Raw genomic sequence first — 25,391 nt, 5'->3', positions numbered from 1 at the left:
GGTTCTACTAAACCGGTTCACCTACTTCCGCCCGCGACTCGGAGCCCGACTGTGACATCACTCAAGACCTTCGACCTGACCACCGAGGGTGGTACTGCCTGGACGGTGCACGCCGTCGAGGGGCCGGCGCCCGACGGCCTGATCAGCCGCGCCGTCGCCGCGACCGTGCCGGGCGAGGTGCACACCGACCTGCTCGCGGCCGGCGAGATCCCGGACCCGTTCGACGGCGACAACGAGTCGCAGCTGCACTGGATCGGCCGGACCCGCTGGGCGTTCCAGACAACGTTTTCCTGGGTTGCTGACGGCAACGACCGGCAGGAGTTGGTGGCCGAGGGGCTGGACACGGTCGCGACGGTGACGCTGAACGGCCAGGAACTCGGCCGGACCGCGAACCAGCACCGCTCGTACCGGTTCGACGTCACCGGCGTCCTGGTGGCCGGGGACAACGAGCTGACGGTCGAGTTCGAGGGACCGGTGACGGCGGCCGAGGCGGAGCGCGCGAAGGTCGGCAGCTGGCCGCATACCAACCTGCACCCGTACAACGAGCTACGGAAGATGGCGTCGAACTTCGGCTGGGACTGGGGACCTGACGTCGCCACGGCCGGCATCTGGCGCCCGATCCGGATCGAGTCCTGGTCCGATGTCCGGATCTCCTCGGTCCGGCCGCTCGCCCGGGTGGACGGTTCGGACGGCGTGCTCACGACGCACGTCGAACTGGCCTGGGCCGACGACACTGCCGGTGAGGCCACCGTGACGGTCGAGGTCGGCGGCACGCAGCAGTCGGCAACCGTCAAGCCCGGCACCGACACCGTGGAGCTGGTCAGCACGGTCGCCGACGTGGATGTCTGGTGGCCGCGCGGGTACGGCGAACAGCCGCTGTACGACGTGACCGTGACGCTGAACGACGACGACTGGCACGCTCGCGTCGGCTTCCGGAACGTCACCGTGAACGTTGCCCCGGACAACGACGGTACGCCGTTCGTGTTGTCGGTGAACGGCAAGCCGATCTATGTGCGCGGCGCGAACTGGATCCCCGACGACGCATTCGTCACCCGCCTGAACGCCGACACGTACCGGACCAGCGTCGAGGATGCGGTCGACGCGGGGATGAACATGCTGCGCGTCTGGGGCGGCGGGATCTACGAGAGCGAGCTGTTCTACGACGTCTGCGACGAGCTCGGCATCCTGGTCTGGCAGGACTTCCTGTTCGCGTGCGCGGCATACTCGGAGGACGAGCCGCTGCGGAGCGAGGTCGAGGCGGAGGCTCGCGAGGCCGTCACGCGGCTGAGCCGGCACGCCAGCCTCGCGGTCTGGAACGGCAACAACGAGAACATCTGGGGGTACGTCGAGTGGGGCTGGCGGGTCCCGCTGGCCGGCCGGCCGTGGGGCGCCGGGTACTACCTCGACCTGCTGCCCCGCGTGGTCGCGGAACTCGACCCGCGGACGCCGTACGCGGCCGGTAGCCCGTACTCGTTCGACCAGTTCATCCACCCGAACGACGACCGGCACGGCACCATGCACATCTGGGACGTCTGGAACCAGGTGGACTACACGACGTACCGCAAGTACAAGCCGCGGTTCGTGTCGGAGTTCGGGTTCCAGGGGCCGCCGGCCTGGTCGACGCTGACGTCGGTGGTGCACGACGTGCCGCTGGATCCCTACGGTTCGCAGATGCTGGTGCACCAGAAGGCGTTCGAGGGCAATCTCAAGCTGGAGCGCGGTCTCGGCGACCACCTCCCGGCCTGGAAGGACATCGACGACTGGCACTGGACGACGCAGCTGAACCAGGCGCGCGCTGTTGCCTATGGCATCGAGCACTTCCGCTCGCTGTTCCCGTTGAACACGGGGGCAGTTGTCTGGCAGCTCAACGACAACTGGCCGGTGGTCTCGTGGGCAGCCGTTGACGGGCACGGGATCCGCAAGCCGTTGTGGTACGCATTGAAGCGCGTGTACGCCGACCGGCTGCTGACCGTTCAGCCCCGGAAGGACGGCCTGATCGTTGCCGCACACAACGACACCGACGCGGTGTGGTCGACCGAGGTCACCGTCACGCGGCGGTCGACGCTCGGCGACGAGGTGCTCGCCCGGGAGACGTTCGCGGTGGAGATCGCGGCCCGCTCCGCGGTGGTGAACGAGCTGCCGTCGTCGGTCGCGGTCGCCGAGACGCCTGCCGCCGAGTACCTCGAGGTGCGCGGCGCGGACGGCGTCACGGCGTACTGGTACTTCGTCGAGGACACCGAGCTGCAGCTCGCGGGTGACGCGTACACGGCCACGGTCACGCCGACCGAGGGCGGGTACGACGTGACGGTCAGCGCGACCGCTCTGGCGAAGGACCTGGCGCTGTTCCCGGACCGGCTGGACGCGGCAGCGCGGGTGGACTCGTGCCTCGTCACGCTGTCCGCGGGCGAGCGCCACACGTTCCACGTCACCGGCGCCGACGCTCCGGCCGAGGTCGCCGTACCGGTGCTGCGATCGGTGAACGATCTGCTGAACTGACTTACGTCGAGACCTTGACTAATGGTCGGGCGGGACCGCTACTTGGAGGTGAAACCCCTTGGTCCCGCCCCACCTCGGAGGTCTTGCCGTCATGCGCGCTCTCGCCGCCGTACGACGTCAGCGGCCGGCTGCCCGCACCGAGGGGGATCGACGGCGGCCTCGGCGCGGACGGGAAGGTGACGTTCACGTTCAGCCGGGTGGCCGGCGCGAAGGCGTACCGGGCGTTCCGGAACGGGCAGGCGCTGCAGTGGATCAGCGACTGGGGTCAGCCGACGCTGCAGGTCACCGACACGAGCCCGTGCGACGGCGCGCACTACCAGGTGTACGCGATGACGGCCGAGGACATAGCCGCGTCGTCGATCGGCCAGATCAGCACGTCGTACCGGCTGGACTCCTCGAACCGCTTGGCGGTGTACCGGGTGCCGGTCGGGACCACGCTGAACTATCGCGTGTCGGCATACAACGACGTCGTGCAGACCGCGCTCGGCTACAACGCCGGCACCGGGATTTGCGCAGCGGACGCGCGGATCATCCCGTGGGATACCCGGCTGTACGTCGCCGACTACGGGCACTGCTACGCGACGGACATCGGCAGCTGGATCAAGGACGACATCGTCGACGTCTGGTTCCCGCCTGGGCCGGACGCGGACAACTGGGGCATCCAGCGCCTCACGCTGACCGTAGAATGATCCTTTGTGACCTGGGGGAAACGCGTTGCGGTCGGTGCGTTGCTGCTGACTGTTGCCGGATGCAGCGACACCACACCGACCGCCGGAGTCGTCACTGAGACACCACAGACGCGTGCTCCTGATGCACCGGTACACACGGTTCGCCCCACGCTTGCACCGGTGCACGCCAGACCAGGTGCCTCAAGCAACGTCAAGCTGATGCCCGTGCTCGACCACGGGCCGCGGGACCGAAAGCGGGTCGCGTTGACCTTCGACGCCGATCTGACCGCACTCATGCGGCGACGGCTGGTGTCGGGGCAGGTCAAGTCGTACTACAACAAGGCGCTGATCGACGCGCTCCGGGCGCTGCATGTCCCGGCGACCATGTTCCTGACGGGGATGTGGATGGAGCAGTACCCGCAGGTGGTGAAGGAGCTCGCCAGGGACCCGCTGTTCGAGTTGGGGACACACACCTACGACCACCGTGGTTTCACCAAGCATTGCTACACGTTGGGGACCGTGCCGCGTGCGCAAATGCTGACCGACGTACAGCGCGCCGTCGTACAGCTGGACCAGCTGGATCCGCACGCGACAAGGTGGTTCCGGTTCCCCGGCGGCTGCTACGACACCACCGCACTGCACGAACTGGCCCCGGCCGGCGTCACGGCAGTCGGCCTGGACGTGCCAGGCGCCGACGGCTTCGCCAAGTCCCCGCAGCCGATCATCAAACAGGTTCTCGACCACGTCCAGAGCGGCTCGATCGTCGTCCTCCACATGCACGGCGGCGACAACGCGCCCTACACCGCCCAAGCCGTCGGCCCGATCGTCCGAGAACTCCGCGCCCGCGGCTACGAACTCGTCACCGTCACCCAGCTCGTCAGTCGACGTTGACTGCGACGTACTTGGTTTCCAGGTATTCGTCGATGCCGACGGTGCCGCCTTCGCGGCCGAGGCCGGATTGTTTGACGCCGCCGAAGGGGGCGGCGGGGTTGGAGACGATGCCCTGGTTGAGGCCGATCATCCCGGCCTCGAGGCGTTCGGAGACGCGGAGGGCGCGGCTCAGGTCCTTGGTGAACAGGTAGGACACCAGGCCGAACTCCGTGTCGTTCGCCATCCGCACGGCCTCGTCCTCGGTCTCGAACGCGGTCAGCGGCGCGACCGGCCCGAAGATCTCCTCCCGCTGCAGCCGGGCACTCCGCGGTACGTCGGCCAGCACCGTCGGCTGGAAGAAGTACCCGTTGCCGTCAGCAACCGCTCCGCCGGTGAGCGCGCGGGCGCCCTGCGCGATCGCGTCGGCGACCAGGTCGGCCACCTTGTCGCGCTGCTTGCCGTCGATCAGCGGGCCGACGTCGACGCCGTCCTCGGTGCCGCGCCCGACCTTCAGCCGGGACATCCGCTCGGTCATCCGGGTCGCGAACTCGTCCATCACCGACGACTGCACGTAGATCCGGTTGGCCGCCGTACAGGCCTCGCCGCCGTTGCGCATCTTGGCCAGCATCGCGCCGTCGACGGCCTTGTCGAGGTCGGCGTCCTCGAACACCAGCAGCGGAGCGTTCCCGCCGAGCTCCATGCTGGTCCGCAGCACCTGCTCGGACGCCTGCTCGAGCAGCGCACGCCCGACCGCCGTCGATCCCGTGAACGAGAGCTTGCGGGCGCGGCCGTCGCGGATCAGCGGCTCCATCACACCACCTGCGTCGTGGGTGGTCACGACGTTGAGCACGCCGGCCGGGAGCCCGGCCTCGGTCATCAGCTCGGCCAGCTTGAGCATCGACAGCGGCGTCTGCGCGGCCGGCTTGATCACCATCGTGCAGCCCGCCGCGACCGCCGGGCCGATCTTGCGGGCGCCCATCGCCGCCGGGAAGTTCCACGGCGTGATCAGCAGGCACGGACCGACCGGCTGGCGCATCACCAGGAACCGGCCGGAGCCGTTCGGCGCGATCTGGTAGCCGCCGTCGATCCGGACCGCTTCCTCGGCGAACCAGCGGAAGAACTCGGCCGCGTAGGCGATCTCGCCCTTGGACTCGGCGACCGGTTTGCCCATCTCGAGCGTCATCAGCAACGCGAGGTCGTCGGCCCGCTCGGTCATCAGCTCATAGGTACGGCGGAGGATCTCGCCGCGCTCCCGTGGCGGCGTCGCGGCCCAGTCGGCCTGCGCGGCCACGGCGGCGTCCAGCGCGGCCTTGCCGTCGGCCGGACTCGCGTCGGCCACGTCGCAGAGCGCCGTACCCGTGGAGGGGTCCTCGACGGTCAGGGTCTTGCCGTTCTCGGCCGCCACCCACTTGCCGCCGATGAACAGCTCGGTCGGACACGCCTCGACGACTTCCCGCTCTCGTGACATGAGCCTGCCTTTCACCTAGTCGGGCAGTACCCAGATTAGGCGGTCCGGATGAGCGCCCCGAGAGGTACGCTCGCCACAGCCGAGGGCTCACTCCGTGGCCGAGTAGCAGCGGCCACGGCCTGGCTCCCGGCTCCCGCACAAATGTGGGTGCCGATCCCCCATGCGCGCCGTCGCCCTGGCTGGCAACCTGTCAGCGTGCTCAACTCAGCGGTGCGCCAGGACAGCCTCGCGGCGGAGTCCGACTGCGAGGTGTACGAGCTCGACGCGCACCGCCCGGACCAGGCCGCGGAGCTGACCAGCCGTCAGATCGCGATCGGCCGCCTGATGTCCACCGGCCTGAAGGACGCCGCGGTGGCCCGCGAGCTCGGTCTGTCGCTGCGGACCGTGCGGGCCGAGATCAGCGCGATGGTGGCCGCGCTCGGCGCCAGGTCCCGCTTCCAGGCCGGCTGTTTGCTGACCCGCCGCTACGGCTGAGCCATGTCCTGACCTGCGGCGCCGAGGCGCCGTCGTTACAGTTGGCTGCCATGCAGCCCCGTTCGCCCGCGGTGGTCGGCAGACGCCGGGAGATCGACGGTCTTCACCGGCTGCTGGCCGATGCTCGCGGCGGGCGTGGCGGCGCGGTCTTCCTGGCCGGCGAGCCCGGGATCGGCAAGAGCCGGCTGGCCGCTACGGCCACCTCCCGCGCACTCGACGACGGTATGGCGGTCCTGCGTGGCCGGGTCGGCGCGATCGGCACGATGATCGCGTTCCGGCCGTTCACCGAGGCGCTGCTGTCGTTGGTGCGGCGCGACGGGATGCCCGCGAGCGAAGCTCTCGGACCGTACCGGCGCGTGCTGGGGCGTCTCGTCCCGGACTGGGACGACGGTACGTCGCACGACACCTCGGCTTCGCCGGTCCTGCTCGGCGAGGCCGTACTGCGGCTGCTCGCGCTCGTCGGGAAGGACCGCGGCTGTCTGCTGGTCCTGGAGGACCTGCACGGTGCCGACCCGGAGACGCTGGCGGTCATCGAGTACCTGCTCGACAACCTGGATGGGCAGCCGATCGCGCTGGTCGCGACGACGCGGGACGAGGTCTGTCCGGCGTACGAGCTGGCCAGCTCGTCGGCACAGCGTGGCGCGGCAAGACTGGTCGCGTTACCGCCTCTCCAGCGCCATGACGTGGCTGAGCTTGCCGCAGGCTGCCTAGAGGTTCCGGTTGACGACGTACCGGAGCGACTTGTCGATCAGTTGTGGCAGGACAGCGCCGGAAGCCCTTTTGTCGTTGAGGAACTACTGCAGGAGGCGGCCCGCTCCGGCCAGCTCGTGACAAGCCCGGACGGCCGCGTGCAGGTGGCCGATGACCTGCGCGGGAACGTGCCGGACGCGGTAGTGCGCAGCGTCAACAGCAGGACGGCGCAGCTCGGGCCGCAGTCGCAGAACATCCTGCTGCTGGCTGCTGTCATCGGGCACCGGTTCCCGTTGAGCGTCGTACGCAAGGCCGCCAGGGTGGACGAGCGCTTGCTCCTGACAACGCTCCGGGCCGGCACGGCGGCGCAGCTGGTCGAGCCGGACGAGCCGGCGCCGGACTGGTACGCGTTCCGGCATCCGCTCACCGCCGACGCGTTGGTGACCGGTCTGACGCCGACGGAAGGGTCGGCGCTGGCCCGGCGCTGTGCGGACGCGGTCGAGGAGCTGTACCCCGGACTGCCCGGCGAGTGGTGTCCGATGGTCGCGGAGCTCGCCGAGACGAGCGGGGACCGCGGCCGCGCCGGGCGACTGTTCGCGCTCGCGGGGCGTCGGTCGTTCGACGACGGGTCGGCCGGCTCGGCGATCAATCTGCTGGACCGCGCGAACGCCCTGCTCGCGGATTCCGACGTCGTCGACCGGGCCGACGCCCTCAGCTCACTGCTGCTCGCCCTCAGCGCAACCGGCCGGCTGGAGCACCTCACCACACACGCGGAGACGGTCGACGAGCTCGCGGACCGTCACCTCGACAGTCGCAAGGTGGCCGCGCTGCACGTCCAGCTGGCGAACGCCGAGATGATCGCCGGCCGCTGGGCGGACGCGCTGACGCACGTGGCGACCGCCCGCTCGCTGCTCGGCCCCGAGGCGGACGATGCCGATCTCGCACCGGTCGACGTCGTCGCGGCAAACCTCGAACTGGCCCGGGCGAACCCCGATCGGATCGAGGCCGCCGCCGCACTGGCCACCCGGGCCGTCGCGGCCGCGGAGCGTGCCAAGCTGCCCGAGGTGGCCTGCGAGGCCCTGGACCTGCTGGGGATCCTGGCCCGGGAGCACGACCTGGACCAGTCGATCGCTTATTTCCACCGCGCACGCCAGGTGGCCGAGGATCACTCGCTGGCATTCCAGCGCGTCTGCTCGCACATCTTCCAGGCGGGCACGATCTGCCTGGCCGACGGCAGTGTCCGCGAGCTGGAGCACGCCCGGCAGCAGGCCCTGCGGGTCGGGGCGATGCCGCTGGCGTACGAAATCGACGGCATCCTCGGGCAGCAGGCGGTCCTGCGGTCCGAGTACGCGCGGGCCGCCGAGATCATCGACGAGTGTCTCGAGGTCACCCGGCGGCTGCGGGTCGGCCGCTCGGCGACGTACTTCCTGGCCACCAAGGCGATGCTGGAAGCCCACCAGGGCCGACGGTCCGCGATGGAGGCGGCCCTCGCCGAGGCCGCGAACTGGGGCGGCGAGCGGGCGTCGTACGAGCTGCCGTACTCCTACGGTCTGGCGAGGACGTTCTGCGCGCTGCTGGAGGAGGACCGCGAGCTGGCTGAAGCCGACATGGCACAGGCGCTCGAGTACGACGCGCAGAACCCGACCACGCTGCACATGGTGGGCAAGAACGGTCTGGGGCTGCTGCTGGACGTACTGTCCGGCCGGAGCGGCTGGGCGCAGTTCAAGACGGTGACCGCGACGGCCGCGAGTGGGATGCGGTGGAACAAGCAGTACGTGCAGCTGGCGCATGCCGTACTGCTCGGACGGGACGGACAGGTCGACGCGGCCAACACCGCTGTGCTCGCCGCGGTCGATACCGCCTCGCTGTACCCGATGGCGAGTCAGCTGGGTCTGCGGCTGGTCGCGGAGCCCGCCCACGCCGACGGGTGGGGTGAACCGGTCGGGTGGTTGCGGCAGGCCGAGGAGTACTTCCACAACGCCGGCATCCCGGCGGTGGCCAGCGCCTGCCGCGGTCTGCTGCGGCAGTTCGGTGCGACGGTGCCGCAGCGGCGGAGCGGTTCCGAACACGTACCGGCATCGCTGCGCCAGCTGGGCGTCACCGCACGCGAGTACGAGGTGTGCCGATTGCTCCTGGACCGGATCGGCAACAAGGCGATCGCAGCCCGGCTGCACATCTCGCCGCGAACCGTCGAGAAGCACGTGGCCGGTCTGCTCACGAAGACACAGCAACCGGACCGCGACGCGCTGAGCAGTTTCGTCCGGAGCGTTCTTCGGAACTGAACAGTGCCGATTCCGGGCACGGATGCGTGTGCAGGACGCTCCGGGACCTCTCGGGTGATAGTTGTCGACTCACGCACCGGTGTCCGCCAGTCGGCGCGCGCAATGGACAGTATTTACGAACGCTCGCTATCTATACTGTGCGAGTGGCAGGCAAGGGGTCGGACATGAGCAAGGGAACGGTCGGCGGCGGCGGCACGACGATGCTGCGGCGGATCAACGTCGCCTCGGTCCTGGATGCGGTCCGCCGATCCGCGCCCGCGCCGCTGCGCGTCGCCGAACTGGTCGAGCGCACCGGACTGGCGAGGCCGACGGTCGCCCAGGCCGTCGACGAGCTGCTCGACGCCGGCTGGCTGCAGCAGCACGGCCCCGACTCCGCGGACCGCTCGCTCGGCCGCCCCGCCATTCGGGTCTCTCTGCGCGGGCGCGCCGCTCCCGTGCTCGGGCTCGACGTCGGCCCGCACCGGGTCACCGTCGGCGTCTCCGACCTGGCCGGCCGCAAGCTGTCGCTGGTACGGCGCTCCGGGCCCGGCTGGACCGCGCAGGAACTCCTCGGGGTCATCAGCGAGGTGATCAACGAGGCGCTCGCGGAGGCCGAGGTACCGGCCGAGGACATCGCCGCCGCGGTGGCGGCGAGCCCGGGCATCGTGGACGAGCACACCGGCCGGGTCCAGCTGGTCCCGAGCGTGCCGGGCTGGTCGGCGATCGACCTGATCAAGCACGTCCGCGGCCTGCTCGACTGCCCGGTCATGCTGGACAACGACGCCAACCTGGCCGCGCTGGCGATCGCGGCCGCGCGCGGCGGGACCGGCACCCTGCTGGCGGTGCAGTGGGGTGAGCGCCTCGGCGCCGGCATCGTGATCGACGGCCGGCTGCACCGCGGCACCGGCGCGGCAGGCGAGATCGGCTTCATCGCCACCGACCCCGACGACGTGATCAACCCCGACGACAGCCGCGGCCCGCTGGAACGCGCGGTCGGCTCCGAGGCGATCGCGGCGCTGGGTCGTCAGGCCGCGCTGGACAACCCGCAGTCGCGACTGGCCGAGCTCGGCGGCGAGCAGCTCGACACCGCAGACGTGTTCGCCGCGGCGGCGGAGCGGGACCCGGTGGCGCAGGCCGTCGTACAGCAGGTCGCTCGGGCGTTCGCGCGTGCGTTGGCCCCGTCTGTCCTCGTGCTGGACCCGACGGCCGTCGTGATCGGCGGCGGTGTCGCCCGCGCCGGCGCCGTACTGCTGGACGCCATCTCGGACCAGCTGCGGCTGCTGACTCTCAACCACCCGAAGCTGGAGCTCTCCGCGCTGGCCGAGGACGCAGTGGTGACCGGCGCGATGCGCATGGCCCTCGACGAGGTCTGGCAGCGCAAACTCCCGACACCGGCGATGACCAGCACTACTTAGGCCCCTTCACCAGCTTGGTACCGGGCGCGCCGCACCAGCAGGTGTAAGCGAGCTCGTACAACACCTGCCCCGCCAGATCCACCCGGCGGTCCAGGCCCGTCACCATACTCATCGGCAGCAACATGCGCCGGTCACACGCCGCACAGGTGATGACGATCATCGCGCTCGCCAGCCGTAGGCGCGGTTCAGATACAGACGGTGGATCCGGCGCCAGTGCGCCTGCACGTCGTCCAGCCACCACTTCCACCGCAGGCTTGCCGGTATCCACTCACTCATTGTGCACACCCACTACAGAAAATTACTGCCACGACTGTTTCAGTGGATTCAGCGTACGCCACCCCAACCCCAGAGCGAAAGAGGAAGCGCTGACCCACGCGTACAGCAAGCGGTTGACCGTCAGGCTGGTCGGCGCTCTCGACGAGACATCGTCAATCGTCGAAGTTGTGAAAGCGTCGGTTCTGACCACAGCGCAGAGCTTGACGGCCAGAGGCTTCACCGTTGAGTTCCAATCGGTCCGCTATTCGCGGGCCGAACTGGAAAAGCTGGCGATACGGCTGTTCGCCACCGTGGAGGAGTGGGCGCCCGGCCTGACGACGCACTCCAGCCGGACCGGCACCCGCACGGGCCTCGGTGGAGGCGCCGGAGACTGTAGCCCAAGCCTGGAGTCGATCTAGCCCGGCAAACGTCTGGAGACCGCGGTGGCTATGGCGTCGGGGCGGTCCAGGTGGACGAGGTGGGCTGAGTTGGGGAGGACCTCGACTGTTCCGCCCAGGCGGTCGGCCAGGCGTTGTTGGCCGGCCAGCCAGCGCTTGGCGGTGAAGCGGGAGGTGCCGCCGGTTGCCACCAGCACGGTTGTGGGTGCGATGGGGTCCACCGGATCAGCGACCAGTTTGGCGACCTCGGCGGCAAGCTCCCAGCTGCCGGCCAGTTCGTCCCAGAACAGCAGCCACGAACTCTCCCCGCCGTACCTTGCCCTGGCCGTTGCCTTTGACAACAGGTCATGGTTGGACATGCTGCCGAGCCGTACGATCAGCCGCCGGAGCGCGGGACCGAGCAACCGCGGTACGCCGACCCGCCCGAGGAACCGCGCCGCCGCCCGCACGGCCCGGTCCCCGCGCTTCCCGGGGTAGAACGCGCGCAGCCCCGTCTCCGAGGTGAGACTGCTGTCGACCAGCACCAACCTGGTCACCTCGTACGGCCGCGTCAGCGCCCACCGCAGGACGGCCAGTCCACCGATCGAGTGCCCGACCAGCCCGATCTCCGCGTCAGGCTGTACGCCGGCGGCCGCGCGCAACGCGTCCACGCCGGACGAGATCGGCGTCCGCCACGGATCGATGACGCGCACGTCCTCCCCCGGCAACAACTCCACCACCCGACCGAACTCCTCCGGAGTCTCAGCCAGGCCAGGCACCACGATCCACGTCACGGTCATCGAGGTAAAGCGTGCCTCAGACCTGGTAGCAATGTCCCCAGCATTACGCAGACGAGCAGGATCGCTACGCGTTGGAGGATGCCGGGGGCGTGCAGGTCGTTGCCGGTGACCACGTCGTAGCCGGTCTGCAAGCCGAGCCAGGTCTGCGTCACAACGACCCCAAGAGCGAGTACCCCGACCGCCTTGCCTCGGGCTCCGCCCCAGCCGGACCGGCGGAGGACCAGGACCGCGAAGACGCCCATGGCGATGCTGCCGAGGCCTGCGAGTGTCGAGGTCACCTCGTGGAGCACCAGCGCCACCCCGACCTGGCCGTTCGCCTCAGCTGCCCGGCACGCGGCACTGGCGGACGGTGCGCAGTCCATCGGCGAGAACGAGTCGAACAGTGTGCCGAGGCCGAAGACCGCCGTACTGGTCAGCAGACCGGTCACCTCCCACCGGAACCGTGCTGCCGGTCTGGCCAGCACTACGGCGACCAGCAGCAACACGCCCGTCGCCAAGTCCATAACCCGTGCGTACAAGCTCGTGGGCTGGTCCCGCGCGCCCAGCTCACTGAGGAACGAGTGCTGGACGTCGAGCGGAAAGCCGGCCGCCGCCTCCAGCAGCAGGCTGCAGTACAGCACACCGGCAGCGAGCATTAGGTTGCGGATGAGGCGGTAGGGAAGGGCGGGCATGGCTACACCGTGTCATGTCAACCTAAGTATTGACTGTGGCGTCAGCTGTACTGTCGAGGTAGTGCTAGGTCGACCGAAGTCACAGCGAACTAGTGGGATGATCGGCTGGTGCGGTCGGAACAAGCAGCAGTGATCCCGGCGTGGCAGCACCGGGCCGCGGTCTGGGTGGGCCGCGTCGTCGTGCTTGCCTCGGTGTGGTCGTTCATCGCCATCCCGTTGCACGTCGCCGCCCCGAAGCTCGTCAAGCACGTCGACTTCGCGTTCGACTTCGTCGGGATCCCGGCCGGGCACACGATCTTCTCCGCGGTCTACCTCGCGGTGGTCGGCAGCGCGTTGCTGCGCGGGAAGCGAGCCGCACTGCTCTGGGTGCTGTGGGTCTTCGAGGCGCTCTGGTTCCTCGCCCAGGTCGCCGGGATCGCGTTCACCAGCGTCCGCCTCGCCAACCCGACCGACGCGGAGCTGCTGCGCGACTTCGGTCCGGCCAGTGTCCAGGATCTGGAATGGGGCATCGTCCAGGCGATCGTGGTGGCCGCGATCGTCGTTCTGCTGTGGAAGATCCGGGGCGCCTTCCCGGCCCGGCTGGCGCCCGGCAGCCGGCGGCTCGCGATCGGCGCGCTGGTGTTCGGCATGCTGATCTCGATCGCGGTCAGCATCACGCTCACGCAGCTCTTCCCGCGCACGCTCGTCGGGCAGCGGCAGAAGATCGGCTGGGCCGTGATCGCCGCGCTCGGTCAGTCCCGCAGCAAGATGGGCGGGCACGAGGGCCACGGCTGGATCGGCCTGACCGTCGGCGCGATCTCGGCGGCCTCGCTGGTGATCGCGTTCTGGATCTTCCTCCGCTCGGTCCAGCGCGTGCGGTACCTGACCCAGCCCGAGGAACTCGAGGTACGGCGCCTGCTCCTGCTGCACGGCGAGCGGGACTCGCTCGGGTACTTCGCGACGCGCCGCGACAAGGCCGTCGTGTTCGCACCGGGCAACGACGCCGCGATCGCCTACCGGGTGGTGAACGGCGTCAGCCTGGCCAGCGGGGATCCGCTGGGCGACCCGGTCGCCTGGCCCGCGGCGATCCAGAGCTGGCTGACCGAGGCCCGCCGGTACGGCTGGTCGCCGGCCGTCCTGTCGGCGAGCGAGGAGGCCGCCCAGGCGTACGTCGACGCCGGGCTGCGCGCGTTGTCGATGGGCGACGAGGCGATCATCGACGTCGCGGACTTCACGCTCGAAGGCCGGACGATGCGGCCTGTGCGGCAGGCGGTGACGCGGGTCCAGCGGGCCGGGTACCACGCCGAGGTCGTGCGGCACGGGGACCTGTCGCCCGAGGCCTTGACGCAGTACGTCCAGCTCGCCGAGCAGTGGCGCGGGGCCCGGACCGAGCGCGGGTTCTCGATGGCGCTGGGCAGGCTCGGCGATCCGGCCGACGCGCGCTGCGTGATGGTGATCGCACGGGACGCCGAAGGCGCCGTCCGCGGGCTGCTCTCGTTCGCTCCGTGGGGTGTCCGGGGCGTGTCGCTGGACCTGATGCGGCGCGATCCCGAATCCGTGAACGGCTTGATGGAGTTCATGGTGACGTCGCTGGTCGACGCCTGCGTCGATCTCGGCGTGCACCGGATCTCGCTGAATTTCGCGATGTTCCGGGAGATCTTCAGCGATGCCGAGCGGGTCGGCGCCGGGCCGGTGCTGCGGCTCACGAGCGCGTTGCTGACCGCCGGTTCCCGCTTCTGGCAGCTGGAGAGCCTGTACCAGTCGAACGAGAAGTACCTGCCGCGCTGGTCGCCGCGGCTGATGTGTTACTCGCGTGGTGCGTCGCTCGCGCAGGTCGTGTTCGCGGCCGGTACCGCGGAGGGCTTCCTGCCCGCGCCGCGGCCGTGGACCCGCGTCGACAGCGTCGAGACGGCCGAGCGGCACGCGATCATGGCCGCGGACGGCCGCGCGTTCGCGACCGCCGTCCACGAACAGGAAGAGGAGTTGCTGCGGCCGGCGCTGCCGACCCGCAAGTTCACCGAACAGGAGCAGATCCGCCGGACGAAGCTCGCCGAGCTCGTTGCCGCGGGCATCGACCCGTACCCGGTCGAGGTGCCGCGGACGGAGACCCTGGAGCAGGTCCGGGAGCGGTACCCGAACCTGCCGCCGGACCACCACACCGGCCACACCGTGTCCGTGACCGGCCGCGTGCTGCGGATGCGGAACCACGGCGGCCTCGCGTTCGCCCAGTTGCAGGACGGGCTCACCCAGCTGCAGGTGATGCTCACCGCCGCGGCGTGCGGCGACGTACCGCTGGACCGGTGGCGGCGGCTCGTCGACATCGGCGACCACGTGAGCGTGACCGGCGAGGTCGTCACCAGCCGCCGCGGTGAGCTGTCGGTCGCGGCGACGGACTGGGTGATGGCGGCGAAGTGCCTGCACCCGTTGCCGGACAAGCGGAAGGGGTTCACCGACCCCGAGGCGCGGGTCCGGCAGCGGCACCTCGACCTGGTGATGAACCCGGACTCGCTGCGGATGATGCAGCAGCGCAGCGCCGCCGTCCGCGCGCTGCGCAACGGGTTCGAGAACCGCGGGTTCATCGAGGTGGAGACGCCGATGCTGCAGGCGGTGCACGGCGGCGCGAACGCGCGGCCGTTCGTCACGCACATCAACGCCTACGACACCGAACTGTTCCTGCGGATCGCGCCGGAGCTGTTCCTGAAGCGGCTGAGCGTCGGCGGGATGGGCAAGGTCTTCGAGCTGAACCGGAACTTCCGCAACGAGGGCGCGGACGCGACGCACAACCCGGAGTTCACCTCGGTCGAGGCCTACCAGCCGTACGCCGACTATCACGTGATGCGCGAGCTCACCCGCGAGCTGCTGATCGAGGCCGCCACCGCGGTGTACGGCAAGCCCGTCGTCCGCCGCGACGGCGAGGAGATCGACATCTCCGGGGAGTGGCCGGTTGTCACGGTCCACGACGCGGTCGGCCGGGCGGTGGGTACGGCGATCGACTCGGAGACACCGGTCGAACGGCTCCGCGAGCTGTGTGCGGAGCACAACGTCCACACGACCTTCGAGATGTCGGCCGGCGAACTCGTGCTCGAGCTGTACGACGAACTCGTCGAGCCGACCACGACGCTGCCGACGTTCTACACCGACTTCCCGCTCGAGACGTCGCCGCTGACCCGTAACCACCGCACGAATCCGCGTCTCGCCGAACGCTGGGACCTGGTCGCGTTCGGCGCCGAGATCGGCACGGCGTACTCCGAACTCGTCGACCCCGTCGAGCAACGTCGCCGCCTCACCGAGCAGTCCCTGAAGGCCGCCGCGGGCGATCCCGAGGCGATGTCGCTGGACGAGGATTTCCTGTCGGCACTGGAGTACGCGATGCCGCCGACCGGCGGTCTGGGCATCGGCGTCGACCGGGTGATGATGATGCTGACCGGCCAGAACATCCGCAGCACGCTGGCGTTTCCGTTCGTCCGTCCCGCACCACGGGACTGATGCCTTACCCTGGACAGCTCACGGGTTGGGGAGACCCTGGGGGTGGGGATGAAGCGCTGGCTTGCGCTCGGTATCGGGGTGTGCCTGGTTGCGGGCTGCGGCGGGAAGCCGGAGGCCGCGCCGAGCCCTGGCACGTCGGCTTCCAACAGCGCCGTGCCCGCGCCGGCGTCATCGGTACCGACCGCCGGTCCGTTGGATACGGCGGCTTACCAGGCCGAGCTGACCCGCATCGACCAGGTGCTGGCCGGTCCGGCGCGAGCGCTGACCCGGGTGCGGACAGCCGAGGCCCTGAGCGAGGCTATGAGCACACTCGCGGAGTCACTCAACACGATCGCGGTCCGGCTCGCCGCGCTGACGGTGACGTCCCGGCTGACCGGCGCCCACGACCTGCTGCAGGAACGCATCGGGGTGGCCGCGACGCGGTTGACGAGTTCGGTGCAGAAGACCGAGGAGGACGCACGCTGCGGCGGCGCCGCGTACACCTCGCAGAAGGTGCAGCGACAGCTGCGCACCGACCTCGGCACCGCGCTCGTGCAGTTGCAGCGACTCCGGCTGACGTTCGGCAAGACGCTCCCTGATCCGGGTCCGGCGCCGGAACAGACACGGCCCGACAACGGCGACGTGCTGGTACGGCGGGGTGCGAGCGGAATCGGCCGCCTCAAGATCACCAACGGTACGTCGAAAGACGTGGCGATCTCGATCGTCGGCGACGGGCAGCCACCCGGTAGTCCACAGGTGATGGTCTACCTCCGGGCGACCCAGTCGGCGACCGTGAACCGGATCTCCGGCGCGTACCGCCTGTACTTCAAGAGCGGCACGGACTGGGACGCCGACCACCGCAGGTTCCTCGCGGACTGCACGTTCAAGAAGTTCGACCAGACCTTCGGCAAGAACCAGGCCTGGCAGGTCAATCTCCAGCCCCGGCCGGGCGGCAACGCCGACACCACCGAGGTCGAGGCGTACTAGGTCTTAGAGGCCGAGCTTGTCGAGCAGGTGGCCGAGGATGCCGCCGAGGCCCCCGGCGGGCTGGTCGGGGTTGTCAGGTGTCGACGGCGGAGTGCTCGGCGTGGTGCTGGTCGGGGATGCCGTCGGGCTCGTCGACGTGCTCGGACGGCTGGTCGGCGTCGTGGTCGGGTCGGTGGACGGCGGCGCGGTCGGTACTGTCGGCGGCCGTTTCGTCGCGACCGGGATGGTCGGCTCGGTGGTCTGCACGATCTGCGGCGTCGGCGTGCCCTCGGCGGGCGTGGGGTACGGCGTGCTGAGACCGACCGGCACCTGGACCTCGCCCGTCTTGGTTGCGCTCGGCAACGGCGTCGGCACCGCGGTCGGCGTGACGCCGGGCGTGGCGGCCGGGGTCGTGCTGGTGTGGGGCGGGAGCACGGCGACGTTCTGCGTGGGCTCGCCCGGCTGTGGGCCGGCGATCGGCGCGGCCGGCTCGGGTCCGCCGCCGGGCAACGGCAGGAAGCCCGCACCGATCCGCGGGCCGCCGAGCAGGGCGACGAGAACCAGCGCGAGGTAGCAGAACAGCAGCAGGCCGGCGCCGGCTGCGACCTGGCGGCGACGTCGCGGGTTCTGCCAGGGCGGACGGCGGGAAGCCGTGGCAGACATTGGATTCACAAGTCCCGGAGGGTATCGGTTGACGAGTAGTTTCAAACAGTAGGTGGAAGAAATTCCACGGAGAAACTCAATAGTCTAGTAATTCTGAACCACTTACGCATTCGTAGGAATGCGGTGCGTTAGCTGACAACGCGCCGATCTGCACCACACCAGCCGTTTTCCTCTGCCAACCTGCTCTCATGAATCTGGTGCTGCTGCACGGTCTGGGAGCCAACGGCCGGGTCTGGGACGCCTGGCCGGATGCCGAGTACGCTCCCGACCTCCCCGGCCACGGCTCGGCCGCCGCGCTCCCGTCGTACACCTTCGCCGCCATGGCCGCGGCAATCGCCGCAGATCTTCCGGTACGCCGGGGCGTCGTCGTGCTCGGTCATTCGCTCGGCGGCGTGATCGCACTCGAGCTGGCGAGCGGGCGGTACGACGTCACGGTGAGCCGGGTCGTCGCGCTCGGAGTGAAAGTGAGCTGGACGGCCGACGACCTCGGGCGGGCGAACGCGCTGGCGCAGAAGCCGGTCGCGTGGTTCGAGAGCCGCGACGAGGCAGCCGCGCGATTCCTCAGGGTCTCCGGCCTCCAAGGACTCGTGGACCCGGCCGACGCCGTCGTGGACCACGGTCTGCTGGAGGACGACGGCCGCTGGCGTCTCGCCCTGGATCCCGGGACCTTCGGTGTCGGCGCGCCTGACATGCCCGCGCTCATCGCGGCGAGTCAGGCCGAGGTGGTGCTCGCGCGCGGCGAGCGGGACCCGATGAACAGCGACGCCGAGTTGCACGCCCTGCACGACCAGGTCGTCACGCTGCCCGGCCTCGGGCACAACGCCCAGGTCGAGGACCCCCAGGCGGTGGCGGCGCTGCTCAGGTGAGCGCCTGCAGGCCGATCACCGACAGCAGGCGGAGCTTCTCGGCGGCTTCGCTGTTGGGCGCGGCCGTGTAGACGACGATGCGCAGGTCGCTGCCCGGCACGGCGAGCACGTCGCAGTCGATGTCGAAGGTGCCGACGTCGGGATGCCGGATGGTCTTGCGCTCGGTCTGGTGGAAACCGACGACGGGCTGGTCCCACAGCCGCGCAAACTCGTCGTACCCGGTCCGGAGCTCCTCGATCAGCGCAGTGAGCTGCGGGTCGTGCGGGTAGCGGGCGAGGGAGGCGCGCAGGTCGGTGACCATTGCGACCCGGAAGTCCCGCTGCTGGTCGGCGGTCTGCACGACGCGGTCGCCCGAGCCGGCGAAATGCAGGTAGATGATGTTCCGCCACCGGCCTTGCCACGTCGACGGATCGCCGATCATGGCCGCGAACAGCGGGTTCCAGGTGATGATTGTCCAGGCGGCGTCGCAGACGCACAACGGTGCGCCTTCCAACTGGTCGACGATCCGCTGCACCCCCGGCGGGATGTACGCCGAGATGCGTCCGGGCGACGGCTCGACCTCGCCCGCGAGCACGAACAGATGGTTGCGCTCGGCATCGGACAGCCGCAGCGCCCGGGCCAGCGCGGTCAGCACCTGGACGGACGGCGACTCCGACCGGCCCTGCTCCAGCCGCACCACATAGTCGACCGACAACCCGGCGAGCTGCGCCAGCTCCTCGCGCCGCAGCCCCGGCGCCCGGCGCTTCCCACCGGACGGCAGGCCGACTTCCGACGGCGTCACGCGATCACGCCACGCGTGCAACGTCCTGCCGAGCTCGCCCATGTCCTCCAGTATCCCGGGCCGGCGGCTGATCAGCCTGGTACTGCCATTCCCTAGGACATCGCGGGTACTACCTGCCCCGGAACGCCGGCGCGAGGGTGGAGCCATGACCACGACACTCATCACCGGGGCCAACCGAGGCCTCGGATACGAAACCGCCCGCCGGCTGGTCGAAGCCGGCCACACCGTGTACGTCGGCGCCCGGGATCCCCAGCGCGGCAAGCAGGCCGCGGACGAACTCGGCGCCCACTACCTCCCGCTGGACGTCACCAGCGACGAATCGGTCGACGCCGCCGCGGAACAGCTCACCGAGCTCGACGTACTGATCAACAACGCCGGCATCCCCGGTCCGTTCAAGGAGGCCCGGGACCTGACGGCGGACGAGTTCCATCAGGTGTTCGACCTGAACGTCTACGGGCCGGTGCGGATGATCCACCGGTTCCTGCCGCTGCTCGAGCGCAGCGCCAACCCGGTGATCGTGAACGTGTCCAGCGGTCTCGGCTCGATCGCCGCCGCGGTGCAGGCGGACGCGATCGACACGGTGCCGGTGTGGGTGCCGGCCCCGGCGTACGGCGCCTCGAAGGCGGCGCTCAACATGCTGACGGTGCAGTACGCGAAGCAACTGCCGAACCTGCGGATCAACAGCGTCGACCCGGGCTACACCGCGACCGACTTCAACGGCCGCACCGGCTACCAGACCGTCGAGGAGGGCGCGGACATCATCGTCCGGCTCGCCATGATCGACAAGGACGGGCCGACCGCGGAGTACCTGAGCCTGCACGGAACCATCCCCTGGTGATCAAGGGGTGATCACCGGGTCAGCACTCGATGACGTTGACGGCGAGACCGCCGCGGGAGGTCTCCTTGTACTTGATCTTCATGTCCGCGCCGGTCTCGCGCATGGTCTTGATGACCTTGTCGAGGGTGACCACGTGCACGCCGTCGCCGTGCATCGCCATCCGGGCCGCGTTGATCGCCTTCACCGAGGCCATCGCGTTCCGCTCGATGCACGGGATCTGCACCAGCCCGCCGACCGGGTCGCAGGTCAGGCCGAGGTTGTGCTCCATCGCGATCTCGGCCGCGTTCTCGACCTGCTGCGGCGTGCCGCCGAGGACCTCGCAGAGACCGGCCGCGGCCATCGAGCAGGCGGACCCGACCTCGCCCTGGCAGCCGACCTCGGCGCCGGAGATCGACGCGTTCTCCTTGTAGAGCACGCCGATCGCGCCGGCCGTCAGCAGAAACCGGACCGCGCCGTCCTCGGTCGCCCCGGGCACGAAGCGCCGGTAGTAGTGCAGGACGGCCGGGATGATGCCGGCGGCGCCGTTGGTCGGCGCGGTGACGATCCGGCCGCCGGAGGCGTTCTGCTCGTTGACGGCGAGCGCGAACAGGTTCACCCAGTCCATCACCTTGAGCGGGTCGACCGACCACGGGTCCTGGCTGAGCTTCTTGTGCAGCGCGTGCGCCCGGCGCGGCACCTTGAGCCCGCCGGGCAGGATGCCCTCGGTCTCGCAGCCCTCGCGGACGCAGTCCTGCATCACCTGCCAGATGTGCAGCAGGCCGTCGCGGACCTCGTCCTCGGTCCGCCAGGCGAGCTCGTTCGCGAGCATCACCTCGCTGATCGACAGCTGCGACTCCCGGCACCGGTCGAGCAGCTCGGCACCGGTCGTGAACGGGTACTTCAGCGGGGTGGTGTCCGGTACGATCCGGTCCCCCGCGGCGGCGTTCTCGTCGACGACGAACCCGCCGCCGACCGAGTAGTAGGTGCGCTCCCGCAGCACCGCGCCGGCCGCGTCGCGCGCCACGAAGATCATCCCGTTCGGGTGGTACGGGAGGGCCTTGCGGCGGTGCATCAGCAGGTCGGTGTTCTCGTCGAACGCGATCTCGTGAGTGCCGGCCAGCAGGATCCGGCCGCGTTCGTGGATCGTCTCGACGCGGGCGTCGACCGAGTGCGTGACCACGGTCTCCGGGTCGGCCCCCTCGAGCCCGAGCAGGACGGCCTTGTTGCTGCCGTGGCCGTGCCCGGTGGCGCCGAGTGAGCCGAAGAGCTGGGCCTCGACGGTCGCCGTCGCGGCCAGCAGGCCGTCGTCGGCGAGGCCGAGCGCGAAGGTCCGGGCGGCGCGCATCGGTCCCACGGTGTGGGAGCTCGACGGGCCGATCCCGATACTGAACAGGTCGAAGACGCTGATCGCCATCGTGTGGAGGTTCCTTCCGGTCGCCGTTGACCGTTTGGTGTCCTCCCCGCTCTGTCAGGCGGATGCCTTCCAGAGGTGCCTCGCCCGCGCGGTGAAGGTGCCTGAGAGATTCTTGGGGAGAGTTGCTCCTACGGCGCCCGGTTCGTGTCCGGGTCTCTCCCGCACGGGTTCATGCGGCTGTTGAGTTTGCTGATGCTGTGGACGGTACGGGGGTCCGCCGGGCCACGTCAATCCGGCCGGTGCGGACCGCCCAGATCTCGAAGAACCAGGTGAACAACGGAGGAACGCTTGCCGCCAGCGCGGCCAGCGTCACCGGCCAGGACCAGCGCAACGGCCCGCGTACGGCGAGCACGGTGACCACGTAGATGACGAAGATGCCGCCGTGGATCGGCCCGAAGATCTTGACCCCGATCTCGTTGTCGGACAGCACGTACTTGAACAGCATCCCGATCAGCAGTCCGGTCCACGAGATCGCCTCGGCGATCGCCACCGTCCGGAACCACGCCGCATGTTTGGTACTCATCACGACCGACCCTAACAAGGCCCCCAAGCCGTGATCGGGGTCATCCGGGGCTCCTCCCCGATGCCGCCAGCAAGCGATTGCCCGAAGGATCGTCGGCATGACGTTCATCCGACGCGCCCTGGCCGGCGCGCTAGTACTCGGTGTCGCCGGCGCCGGGCTGACGGCCACCGCCTCCGCCTCCGCCTCGGCGACCAGCCCGCCGCTGCACTGGGCCGACTGCAAACCTGAGGGCAAGGACGATCCCGCGGTGGTGGAGGGCTCGCAGTGCGCGACCCTGCAACTGCCTGTCGACTGGCGGAACCCGGGCGGGCCCACCTTCGGCCTCGCACTGGCCCGGAGAAAGGCATCGGAGCCGAGCGAGCGGGTCGGGGTGCTCGTGTTCGGCCCGGGCGGCCCGGGTGATTCCGGGGTCGACCGGATCAAGACGGGGATCAACCGGTTCAGCACGGACCTGCAGGACCGCTTCGACATCGTCAGCTTCGACCCGCGCGGTGTGGCACGCAGCAACCCGGTGAAGTGCTCCGCCGACCTGCTGAACAAGCAGCCGTCGCCGATCATCAGGAGCGCGGCCGAGTTCACCGCCACCATCAACTACAACCGGCAGCTCGCAGCGGACTGCCGTGAACACACCGGCCCGCTGTACGACCACATCGACACCTGGCAGACGGTGCGCGACGTCGACGCCGTACGGCGGGCGCTCGGCGAGTCCACGATCTCGTTCCACGGCAGCTCGTACGGGACCCTGCTCGGAGCGCAGTACGCCGAGACGTACCCGCACCGCGTCCGCGCGATGGTGCTGGAGAGCGTCATCGACCACAGCTCCGCCCCGACGCGTGACTTCCTGGACGAGCAGGCGTCCGCGGGACAGGACTCGTTCGACGAGTTCGTGAAGTGGTGCGACGCGACGACGAGCTGTGCACTGCACGGCACCGACATCCACGCGCGCTGGGCGGACCTGCTGGCCACGTCGCCGGATCCGTTCACCTTGAGCTACTCGGTGTTCCGTGCGCTCTACGAACCGAAGTGGGCTGCACTGGCCGAGCTGCTGAAGGCCGGTGTGACTCCCCCGAAGCCCACGCAGACCGGTGCGTACCCGCTGGCCGTTTTCTGCCAGGACTGGAACCTGCCGGTCCGGGACTACCGCGAGTACGCCGCACACCTGCAGCGGCTCGCCCGCAACAACCAGGACCTGCGCTATCCCGGTCAGCTCATGGCAGTGTCGATCTGTCTCGGCTCTCCGCCCGCGAACAACCCGCAGCACCAACTGAAGGTACGTGGGCTCAAGACACCGGTACTGCTCGCCAACGCGATCCACGACCCGGCGACCGGCTACTCGTTCGCACAGAGCGTGGAGCGCCAGCTCGGGCGGAACGGCGTACTGTTGACCTACCAGGGCTGGGGGCACGGCAGCTACACGAAGAGCCCGTGCATGCAGAGCACAGTCGACGACTACCTGATCGCGAAGGACGTACCCGAGCGTGGCAGCAGCTGCGCCGCCGTACCCCCGGTGGGGTAGTGGGTCAGACCGGCACGCCGGTCACTTCGAGGACCCTGTCCAGGTGATCGCCGCGGACCAGTCGCCCCGACATCAGCCGGAGCTCGGTGCAGGCGCTGTCCAGCGCCTGCGCCTGGGTCCGGCAGTTGTCGACGTACCAGAACGGGTCGTCCGGTTGCGGATCGTCGGCGTCGTCGATGTCGGCGTACCAGTGCCGGCTGCCGCAGTTCACTACTCGCACACGCAGGTTCATGATGTAACTCCCCCGTACCCAGGGATCCTGGGTTCCCCCTTTTGGCCCCAGTCCAGGACCGACTCGGCCTGGCGTGTGATCAGAGGCCCCCCACTCCCACACGCCGGCCGAGTTCGACCCTCCCCCGCCTTCTACATCGGGGCTCCCGCGGCGAACGTTACTGGCCGTAACGAGTAATTTTGATTACTTCGCCGCGAGGTGCGATCGGGTCCACTGTTCGAGACCGTCGGTGGTGATCGGCAGGTCCTCGGTGAGGATCTCCAGGCGGTCGGAGTGGACCACGACGTTGTCCTCGATCCGGATGCCGATACCGCGCAGCTCCGGCGGGACGGTCTCGTCGTTCGGGTGGAAGTACAGGCCCGGCTCGACCGCGAGCGCCATCCCGGCCTCGATGGTGCCGGCGAAGTACGCCTCCGGCCGGGACGCGTCGCAGTCGTGCACGTCGAGGCCGATGTAGTGCCCGGTCCCGCAGACGATGTACCGCCGGTGCTGCTGCCCGTCCGGGCCGAGCAACTCGTCGATCGACGCGTCCAGCAGGCCCCAGTCACGCAGGCCTTCGGCCAGCACCCGGAGCGCCTCGTACTGGAAGGCGCGGTACGGCGCACCGACCTTGACGGCCTCGAGCGACGCGAGCTGCGCCTTGTGCACCAGGTCGTGCACCTGCCGCTGGGCGGCCGTGAACTCGCCGGTGGCGGGGAACGTGCGGGTCACGTCCGCGGTGTAGAGGGTGCGGGTCTCGACGCCGGCGTCCAGCAGGATCACGTCGCCCTCGTTCACCGGGCCGTCGTTGCGGACCCAGTGCAGCACCGGAGCGTGCTTGCCAGCGGCAACGATCGACGCGTAGCCGACGCCGTTGCCCGCGGTCCGCGCGCGGCGGTCGAAGGTGCCCTGCAGCCAGCGCTCGCCGCCGCCACGGATCGCCTCCGGCAGCTCCCGCGCCACGTCACCGAACGCGAGCACGCTGGCCGCGACCGCTTCGCGCAGCTGGTCGAGCTCCCAGTCGTCCTTGATCCGGCGCAGCTCGGCGAGTGTCTGTCGCAACGCGTTGCCGTCGGTCGGCGAGGTCCGCACCAAGGCGTCCAGCATCGGCTCGACACCCGGCACCGACAGCATGAACGGGACCGCGCCACGCACCGCCGCGGGCAGTTCCTCGAGCGGGCGGCAGGCGATCTGCAGCGCGTCCGACCAGTCCTTCAGGCCCGGCACCGGGCCGATCCACAGCTCGCCGTCGCGCGCGTTCGCGAAGAAGTCGGCCTCGTCCGGGCCGGCCGTCTCGCGCAGGTAGAGCGTCGCGTCGCCGTCCCCGGAGATGACCAGGACGGCGCCTTCGGCCTGGCACCCGGTCAGCCAGACGAAGTCGCTGTCGGCGCGGAACTGGTAGTCGGTGTCGTTCGACCGGACCGGCGCCCGGCCGGCCGCGAGGGCGATCCGGCGTCCCGGCAGCGCGGCGGCGAGCTTGCGCCGATGCTCCGCGGCCGCCTCGGCGAGCCCCTCCGGCACCGTCACCGAGCGGTCCACCGGCCCCCAGCCGCGAGAGATGAACTCCCGGAACCCCTTGGCGTCGATCGGGCGGTAGGACTTCGGCGTCTGGTCGGTCCGGGCGTCATCGGTCATGAGCTGAGCTCCCCTTTACAGCTGTCGGTGTCAAGGGCGTGGGTGGTGGCTCAGCGCCGTCGCGTCGAGCTGCTGTCGCTCAGCGGGCCACTGACCGCGACCGAGCTGGC

22 protein-coding genes and 1 riboswitch are annotated in these 25,391 nt (G+C 69.8%); of the genes, 12 read left to right on the top strand and 10 right to left on the bottom strand.

What is annotated here, in order from left to right:
- The first annotated feature begins 51 nt into the window (after positions 1-51).
- The 3 genes from AB0L64_RS21175 (at position 52) to AB0L64_RS21165 (ending at position 4,055) form a co-directional block, all read left to right on the top strand.
- Positions 52-2,496 (top strand): glycoside hydrolase family 2 protein, encoded by a 2,445-nt coding sequence (locus AB0L64_RS21175; protein ID WP_363712431.1) that lies wholly within the window; start codon positions 52-54, stop codon positions 2,494-2,496.
- 83 nt (positions 2,497-2,579) lie between these two features.
- Entirely contained in the window at positions 2,580-3,185 is a 606-nt protein-coding gene (locus AB0L64_RS21170; protein ID WP_363712429.1) for a 3D domain-containing protein, read from the top strand.
- Between the two features lie 198 nt (positions 3,186-3,383).
- Entirely contained in the window at positions 3,384-4,055 is a 672-nt protein-coding gene (locus tag AB0L64_RS21165) for a polysaccharide deacetylase family protein (protein ID WP_363712427.1), read from the top strand.
- Here AB0L64_RS21165 and AB0L64_RS21160 read toward each other — a convergent pair.
- Positions 4,042-5,502: an NAD-dependent succinate-semialdehyde dehydrogenase gene (locus AB0L64_RS21160; RefSeq protein WP_363712425.1), complete on the bottom strand. Its 1,461-nt coding sequence runs from the start codon at positions 5,500-5,502 to the stop codon at positions 4,042-4,044. The genes AB0L64_RS21165 and AB0L64_RS21160 overlap by 14 nt on opposite strands.
- 195 nt (positions 5,503-5,697) lie before the next feature.
- Here AB0L64_RS21160 and AB0L64_RS21155 point away from each other — a divergent pair, with 195 nt between their 5' ends.
- From AB0L64_RS21155 to AB0L64_RS21145, 3 genes are all read left to right on the top strand, one after another.
- Entirely contained in the window at positions 5,698-5,976 is a 279-nt protein-coding gene (locus AB0L64_RS21155) for a LuxR C-terminal-related transcriptional regulator (RefSeq protein WP_363712423.1), read from the top strand.
- A 50-nt stretch (positions 5,977-6,026) separates the two neighbouring features.
- Entirely contained in the window at positions 6,027-8,948 is a 2,922-nt protein-coding gene (locus AB0L64_RS21150; RefSeq protein ID WP_363712421.1) for an AAA family ATPase, read from the top strand.
- Between the two features lie 164 nt (positions 8,949-9,112).
- Positions 9,113-10,342 (top strand): ROK family transcriptional regulator, encoded by a 1,230-nt coding sequence (locus AB0L64_RS21145; RefSeq protein ID WP_359931707.1) that lies wholly within the window; start codon positions 9,113-9,115, stop codon positions 10,340-10,342.
- Here AB0L64_RS21145 and AB0L64_RS21140 read toward each other — a convergent pair.
- On the bottom strand, positions 10,335-10,610 hold the full coding sequence (locus tag AB0L64_RS21140) for a hypothetical protein (RefSeq protein WP_363712419.1): 276 nt from the start codon (positions 10,608-10,610) through the stop codon (positions 10,335-10,337). The genes AB0L64_RS21145 and AB0L64_RS21140 overlap by 8 nt on opposite strands.
- A 121-nt stretch (positions 10,611-10,731) precedes the next feature.
- On the opposite strand from AB0L64_RS21140, the gene AB0L64_RS21135 reads away from it, so the two are divergent.
- A complete protein-coding gene (locus tag AB0L64_RS21135; protein ID WP_363712417.1) occupies positions 10,732-11,016 on the top strand; it encodes a hypothetical protein in 285 nt (94 codons plus the stop codon).
- On the opposite strand, the gene AB0L64_RS21130 is transcribed toward AB0L64_RS21135, so the two are convergent.
- Both AB0L64_RS21130 and AB0L64_RS21125 read right to left on the bottom strand, forming a co-directional pair.
- Positions 11,013-11,774 carry an alpha/beta hydrolase gene (locus AB0L64_RS21130; RefSeq protein WP_363712416.1) on the bottom strand — a complete coding sequence of 254 codons (762 nt, stop codon included), beginning with the start codon at positions 11,772-11,774 and terminating at the stop codon, positions 11,013-11,015. The two genes, AB0L64_RS21135 and AB0L64_RS21130, sit on opposite strands and share 4 nt — an antisense overlap.
- Entirely contained in the window at positions 11,771-12,445 is a 675-nt protein-coding gene (locus tag AB0L64_RS21125) for a DUF998 domain-containing protein (RefSeq protein ID WP_363712414.1), read from the bottom strand. The genes AB0L64_RS21130 and AB0L64_RS21125 overlap by 4 nt, the downstream gene beginning before the upstream one ends.
- 108 nt (positions 12,446-12,553) lie before the next feature.
- Between AB0L64_RS21125 and lysX the strand changes: the two genes are divergently transcribed.
- Both lysX and AB0L64_RS21115 read left to right on the top strand, forming a co-directional pair.
- Positions 12,554-15,910 (top strand): bifunctional lysylphosphatidylglycerol synthetase/lysine--tRNA ligase LysX, encoded by a 3,357-nt coding sequence (lysX, locus tag AB0L64_RS21120; protein ID WP_363712412.1) that lies wholly within the window; start codon positions 12,554-12,556, stop codon positions 15,908-15,910.
- A gap of 48 nt (positions 15,911-15,958) precedes the next feature.
- Entirely contained in the window at positions 15,959-16,876 is a 918-nt protein-coding gene (locus tag AB0L64_RS21115) for a hypothetical protein (RefSeq protein ID WP_363712410.1), read from the top strand.
- A 3-nt stretch (positions 16,877-16,879) separates the two neighbouring features.
- On the opposite strand, the gene AB0L64_RS21110 is transcribed toward AB0L64_RS21115, so the two are convergent.
- Positions 16,880-17,518 (bottom strand): hypothetical protein, encoded by a 639-nt coding sequence (locus AB0L64_RS21110; protein WP_363712408.1) that lies wholly within the window; start codon positions 17,516-17,518, stop codon positions 16,880-16,882.
- Between the two features lie 188 nt (positions 17,519-17,706).
- Here AB0L64_RS21110 and AB0L64_RS21105 point away from each other — a divergent pair, with 188 nt between their 5' ends.
- Positions 17,707-18,384, top strand: coding sequence for an alpha/beta hydrolase (locus AB0L64_RS21105; RefSeq protein ID WP_363712406.1), 678 nt, complete (start codon positions 17,707-17,709; stop codon positions 18,382-18,384).
- Here the strand turns inward: AB0L64_RS21105 and AB0L64_RS21100 are convergent.
- On the bottom strand, positions 18,377-19,207 hold the full coding sequence (locus AB0L64_RS21100) for a helix-turn-helix transcriptional regulator (protein ID WP_363712404.1): 831 nt from the start codon (positions 19,205-19,207) through the stop codon (positions 18,377-18,379). The two genes, AB0L64_RS21105 and AB0L64_RS21100, sit on opposite strands and share 8 nt — an antisense overlap.
- Positions 19,208-19,310: 103 nt before the next feature.
- Here AB0L64_RS21100 and AB0L64_RS21095 point away from each other — a divergent pair, with 103 nt between their 5' ends.
- Positions 19,311-20,003: an SDR family NAD(P)-dependent oxidoreductase gene (locus tag AB0L64_RS21095; protein WP_363712402.1), complete on the top strand. Its 693-nt coding sequence runs from the start codon at positions 19,311-19,313 to the stop codon at positions 20,001-20,003.
- A 19-nt stretch (positions 20,004-20,022) separates the two neighbouring features.
- Here AB0L64_RS21095 and AB0L64_RS21090 read toward each other — a convergent pair whose 3' ends face one another.
- Together AB0L64_RS21090 and AB0L64_RS21085 are read right to left on the bottom strand one after the other, a co-directional pair.
- The gene (locus tag AB0L64_RS21090; protein WP_363712400.1) at positions 20,023-21,396 is read right to left on the bottom strand and encodes an L-serine ammonia-lyase; all 1,374 of its coding nucleotides are present in this window, start codon (positions 21,394-21,396) and stop codon (positions 20,023-20,025) included.
- A gap of 79 nt (positions 21,397-21,475) precedes the next feature.
- A riboswitch (glycine riboswitch) is annotated at positions 21,476-21,568 on the bottom strand.
- Entirely contained in the window at positions 21,566-21,919 is a 354-nt protein-coding gene (locus tag AB0L64_RS21085; RefSeq protein WP_363712398.1) for a DUF3817 domain-containing protein, read from the bottom strand. (Overlaps the previous riboswitch by 3 nt.)
- 97 nt (positions 21,920-22,016) lie before the next feature.
- Between AB0L64_RS21085 and AB0L64_RS21080 the strand changes: the two genes are divergently transcribed.
- On the top strand, positions 22,017-23,435 hold the full coding sequence (locus tag AB0L64_RS21080) for an alpha/beta fold hydrolase (protein WP_363712396.1): 1,419 nt from the start codon (positions 22,017-22,019) through the stop codon (positions 23,433-23,435).
- Positions 23,436-23,439: 4 nt separating this feature from the next.
- On the opposite strand, the gene AB0L64_RS21075 is transcribed toward AB0L64_RS21080, so the two are convergent.
- Both AB0L64_RS21075 and AB0L64_RS21070 read right to left on the bottom strand, forming a co-directional pair.
- Positions 23,440-23,667 carry a hypothetical protein gene (locus AB0L64_RS21075; RefSeq protein WP_363712394.1) on the bottom strand — a complete coding sequence of 76 codons (228 nt, stop codon included), beginning with the start codon at positions 23,665-23,667 and terminating at the stop codon, positions 23,440-23,442.
- Positions 23,668-23,850: 183 nt separating this feature from the next.
- Entirely contained in the window at positions 23,851-25,281 is a 1,431-nt protein-coding gene (locus tag AB0L64_RS21070) for an aminopeptidase P family protein (protein ID WP_363712392.1), read from the bottom strand.
- Positions 25,282-25,391 lie beyond the last annotated feature (110 nt).

The sequence above is a fragment of the Kribbella sp. NPDC051936 genome, from assembly GCF_040680955.1.
Classification (GTDB): domain Bacteria; phylum Actinomycetota; class Actinomycetes; order Propionibacteriales; family Kribbellaceae; genus Kribbella.
Note: the sequence above shows the minus strand (reverse complement) of the source record. Positions and strands in the feature narration are given on the sequence as shown.

What these genes read in the sequence shown, in the direction of transcription:
- AB0L64_RS21090 (WP_363712400.1), bottom strand. Translation starts at nt 21,396, where the DNA reads ATGGCGATCAGCGTCTTCGACCTGTTCAGTATCGGGATCGGCCCGTCG.
- AB0L64_RS21130 (WP_363712416.1), bottom strand. Translation starts at nt 11,774, where the DNA reads ATGACCGTGACGTGGATCGTGGTGCCTGGCCTGGCTGAGACTCCGGAG.
- AB0L64_RS21070 (WP_363712392.1), bottom strand. Translation starts at nt 25,281, where the DNA reads ATGACCGATGACGCCCGGACCGACCAGACGCCGAAGTCCTACCGCCCG.
- AB0L64_RS21085 (WP_363712398.1), bottom strand. Translation starts at nt 21,919, where the DNA reads ATGAGTACCAAACATGCGGCGTGGTTCCGGACGGTGGCGATCGCCGAG.
- AB0L64_RS21160 (WP_363712425.1), bottom strand. Translation starts at nt 5,502, where the DNA reads ATGTCACGAGAGCGGGAAGTCGTCGAGGCGTGTCCGACCGAGCTGTTC.
- AB0L64_RS21110 (WP_363712408.1), bottom strand. Translation starts at nt 17,518, where the DNA reads ATGTCTGCCACGGCTTCCCGCCGTCCGCCCTGGCAGAACCCGCGACGT.
- AB0L64_RS21165 (WP_363712427.1), top strand. Translation starts at nt 3,384, where the DNA reads ATGCCCGTGCTCGACCACGGGCCGCGGGACCGAAAGCGGGTCGCGTTG.
- AB0L64_RS21105 (WP_363712406.1), top strand. Translation starts at nt 17,707, where the DNA reads ATGAATCTGGTGCTGCTGCACGGTCTGGGAGCCAACGGCCGGGTCTGG.
- AB0L64_RS21145 (WP_359931707.1), top strand. Translation starts at nt 9,113, where the DNA reads ATGAGCAAGGGAACGGTCGGCGGCGGCGGCACGACGATGCTGCGGCGG.
- AB0L64_RS21150 (WP_363712421.1), top strand. Translation starts at nt 6,027, where the DNA reads ATGCAGCCCCGTTCGCCCGCGGTGGTCGGCAGACGCCGGGAGATCGAC.
- AB0L64_RS21080 (WP_363712396.1), top strand. Translation starts at nt 22,017, where the DNA reads ATGACGTTCATCCGACGCGCCCTGGCCGGCGCGCTAGTACTCGGTGTC.
- AB0L64_RS21095 (WP_363712402.1), top strand. Translation starts at nt 19,311, where the DNA reads ATGACCACGACACTCATCACCGGGGCCAACCGAGGCCTCGGATACGAA.
- AB0L64_RS21115 (WP_363712410.1), top strand. Translation starts at nt 15,959, where the DNA reads ATGAAGCGCTGGCTTGCGCTCGGTATCGGGGTGTGCCTGGTTGCGGGC.
- AB0L64_RS21075 (WP_363712394.1), bottom strand. Translation starts at nt 23,667, where the DNA reads ATGAACCTGCGTGTGCGAGTAGTGAACTGCGGCAGCCGGCACTGGTAC.
- AB0L64_RS21125 (WP_363712414.1), bottom strand. Translation starts at nt 12,445, where the DNA reads ATGCCCGCCCTTCCCTACCGCCTCATCCGCAACCTAATGCTCGCTGCC.
- AB0L64_RS21100 (WP_363712404.1), bottom strand. Translation starts at nt 19,207, where the DNA reads ATGGGCGAGCTCGGCAGGACGTTGCACGCGTGGCGTGATCGCGTGACG.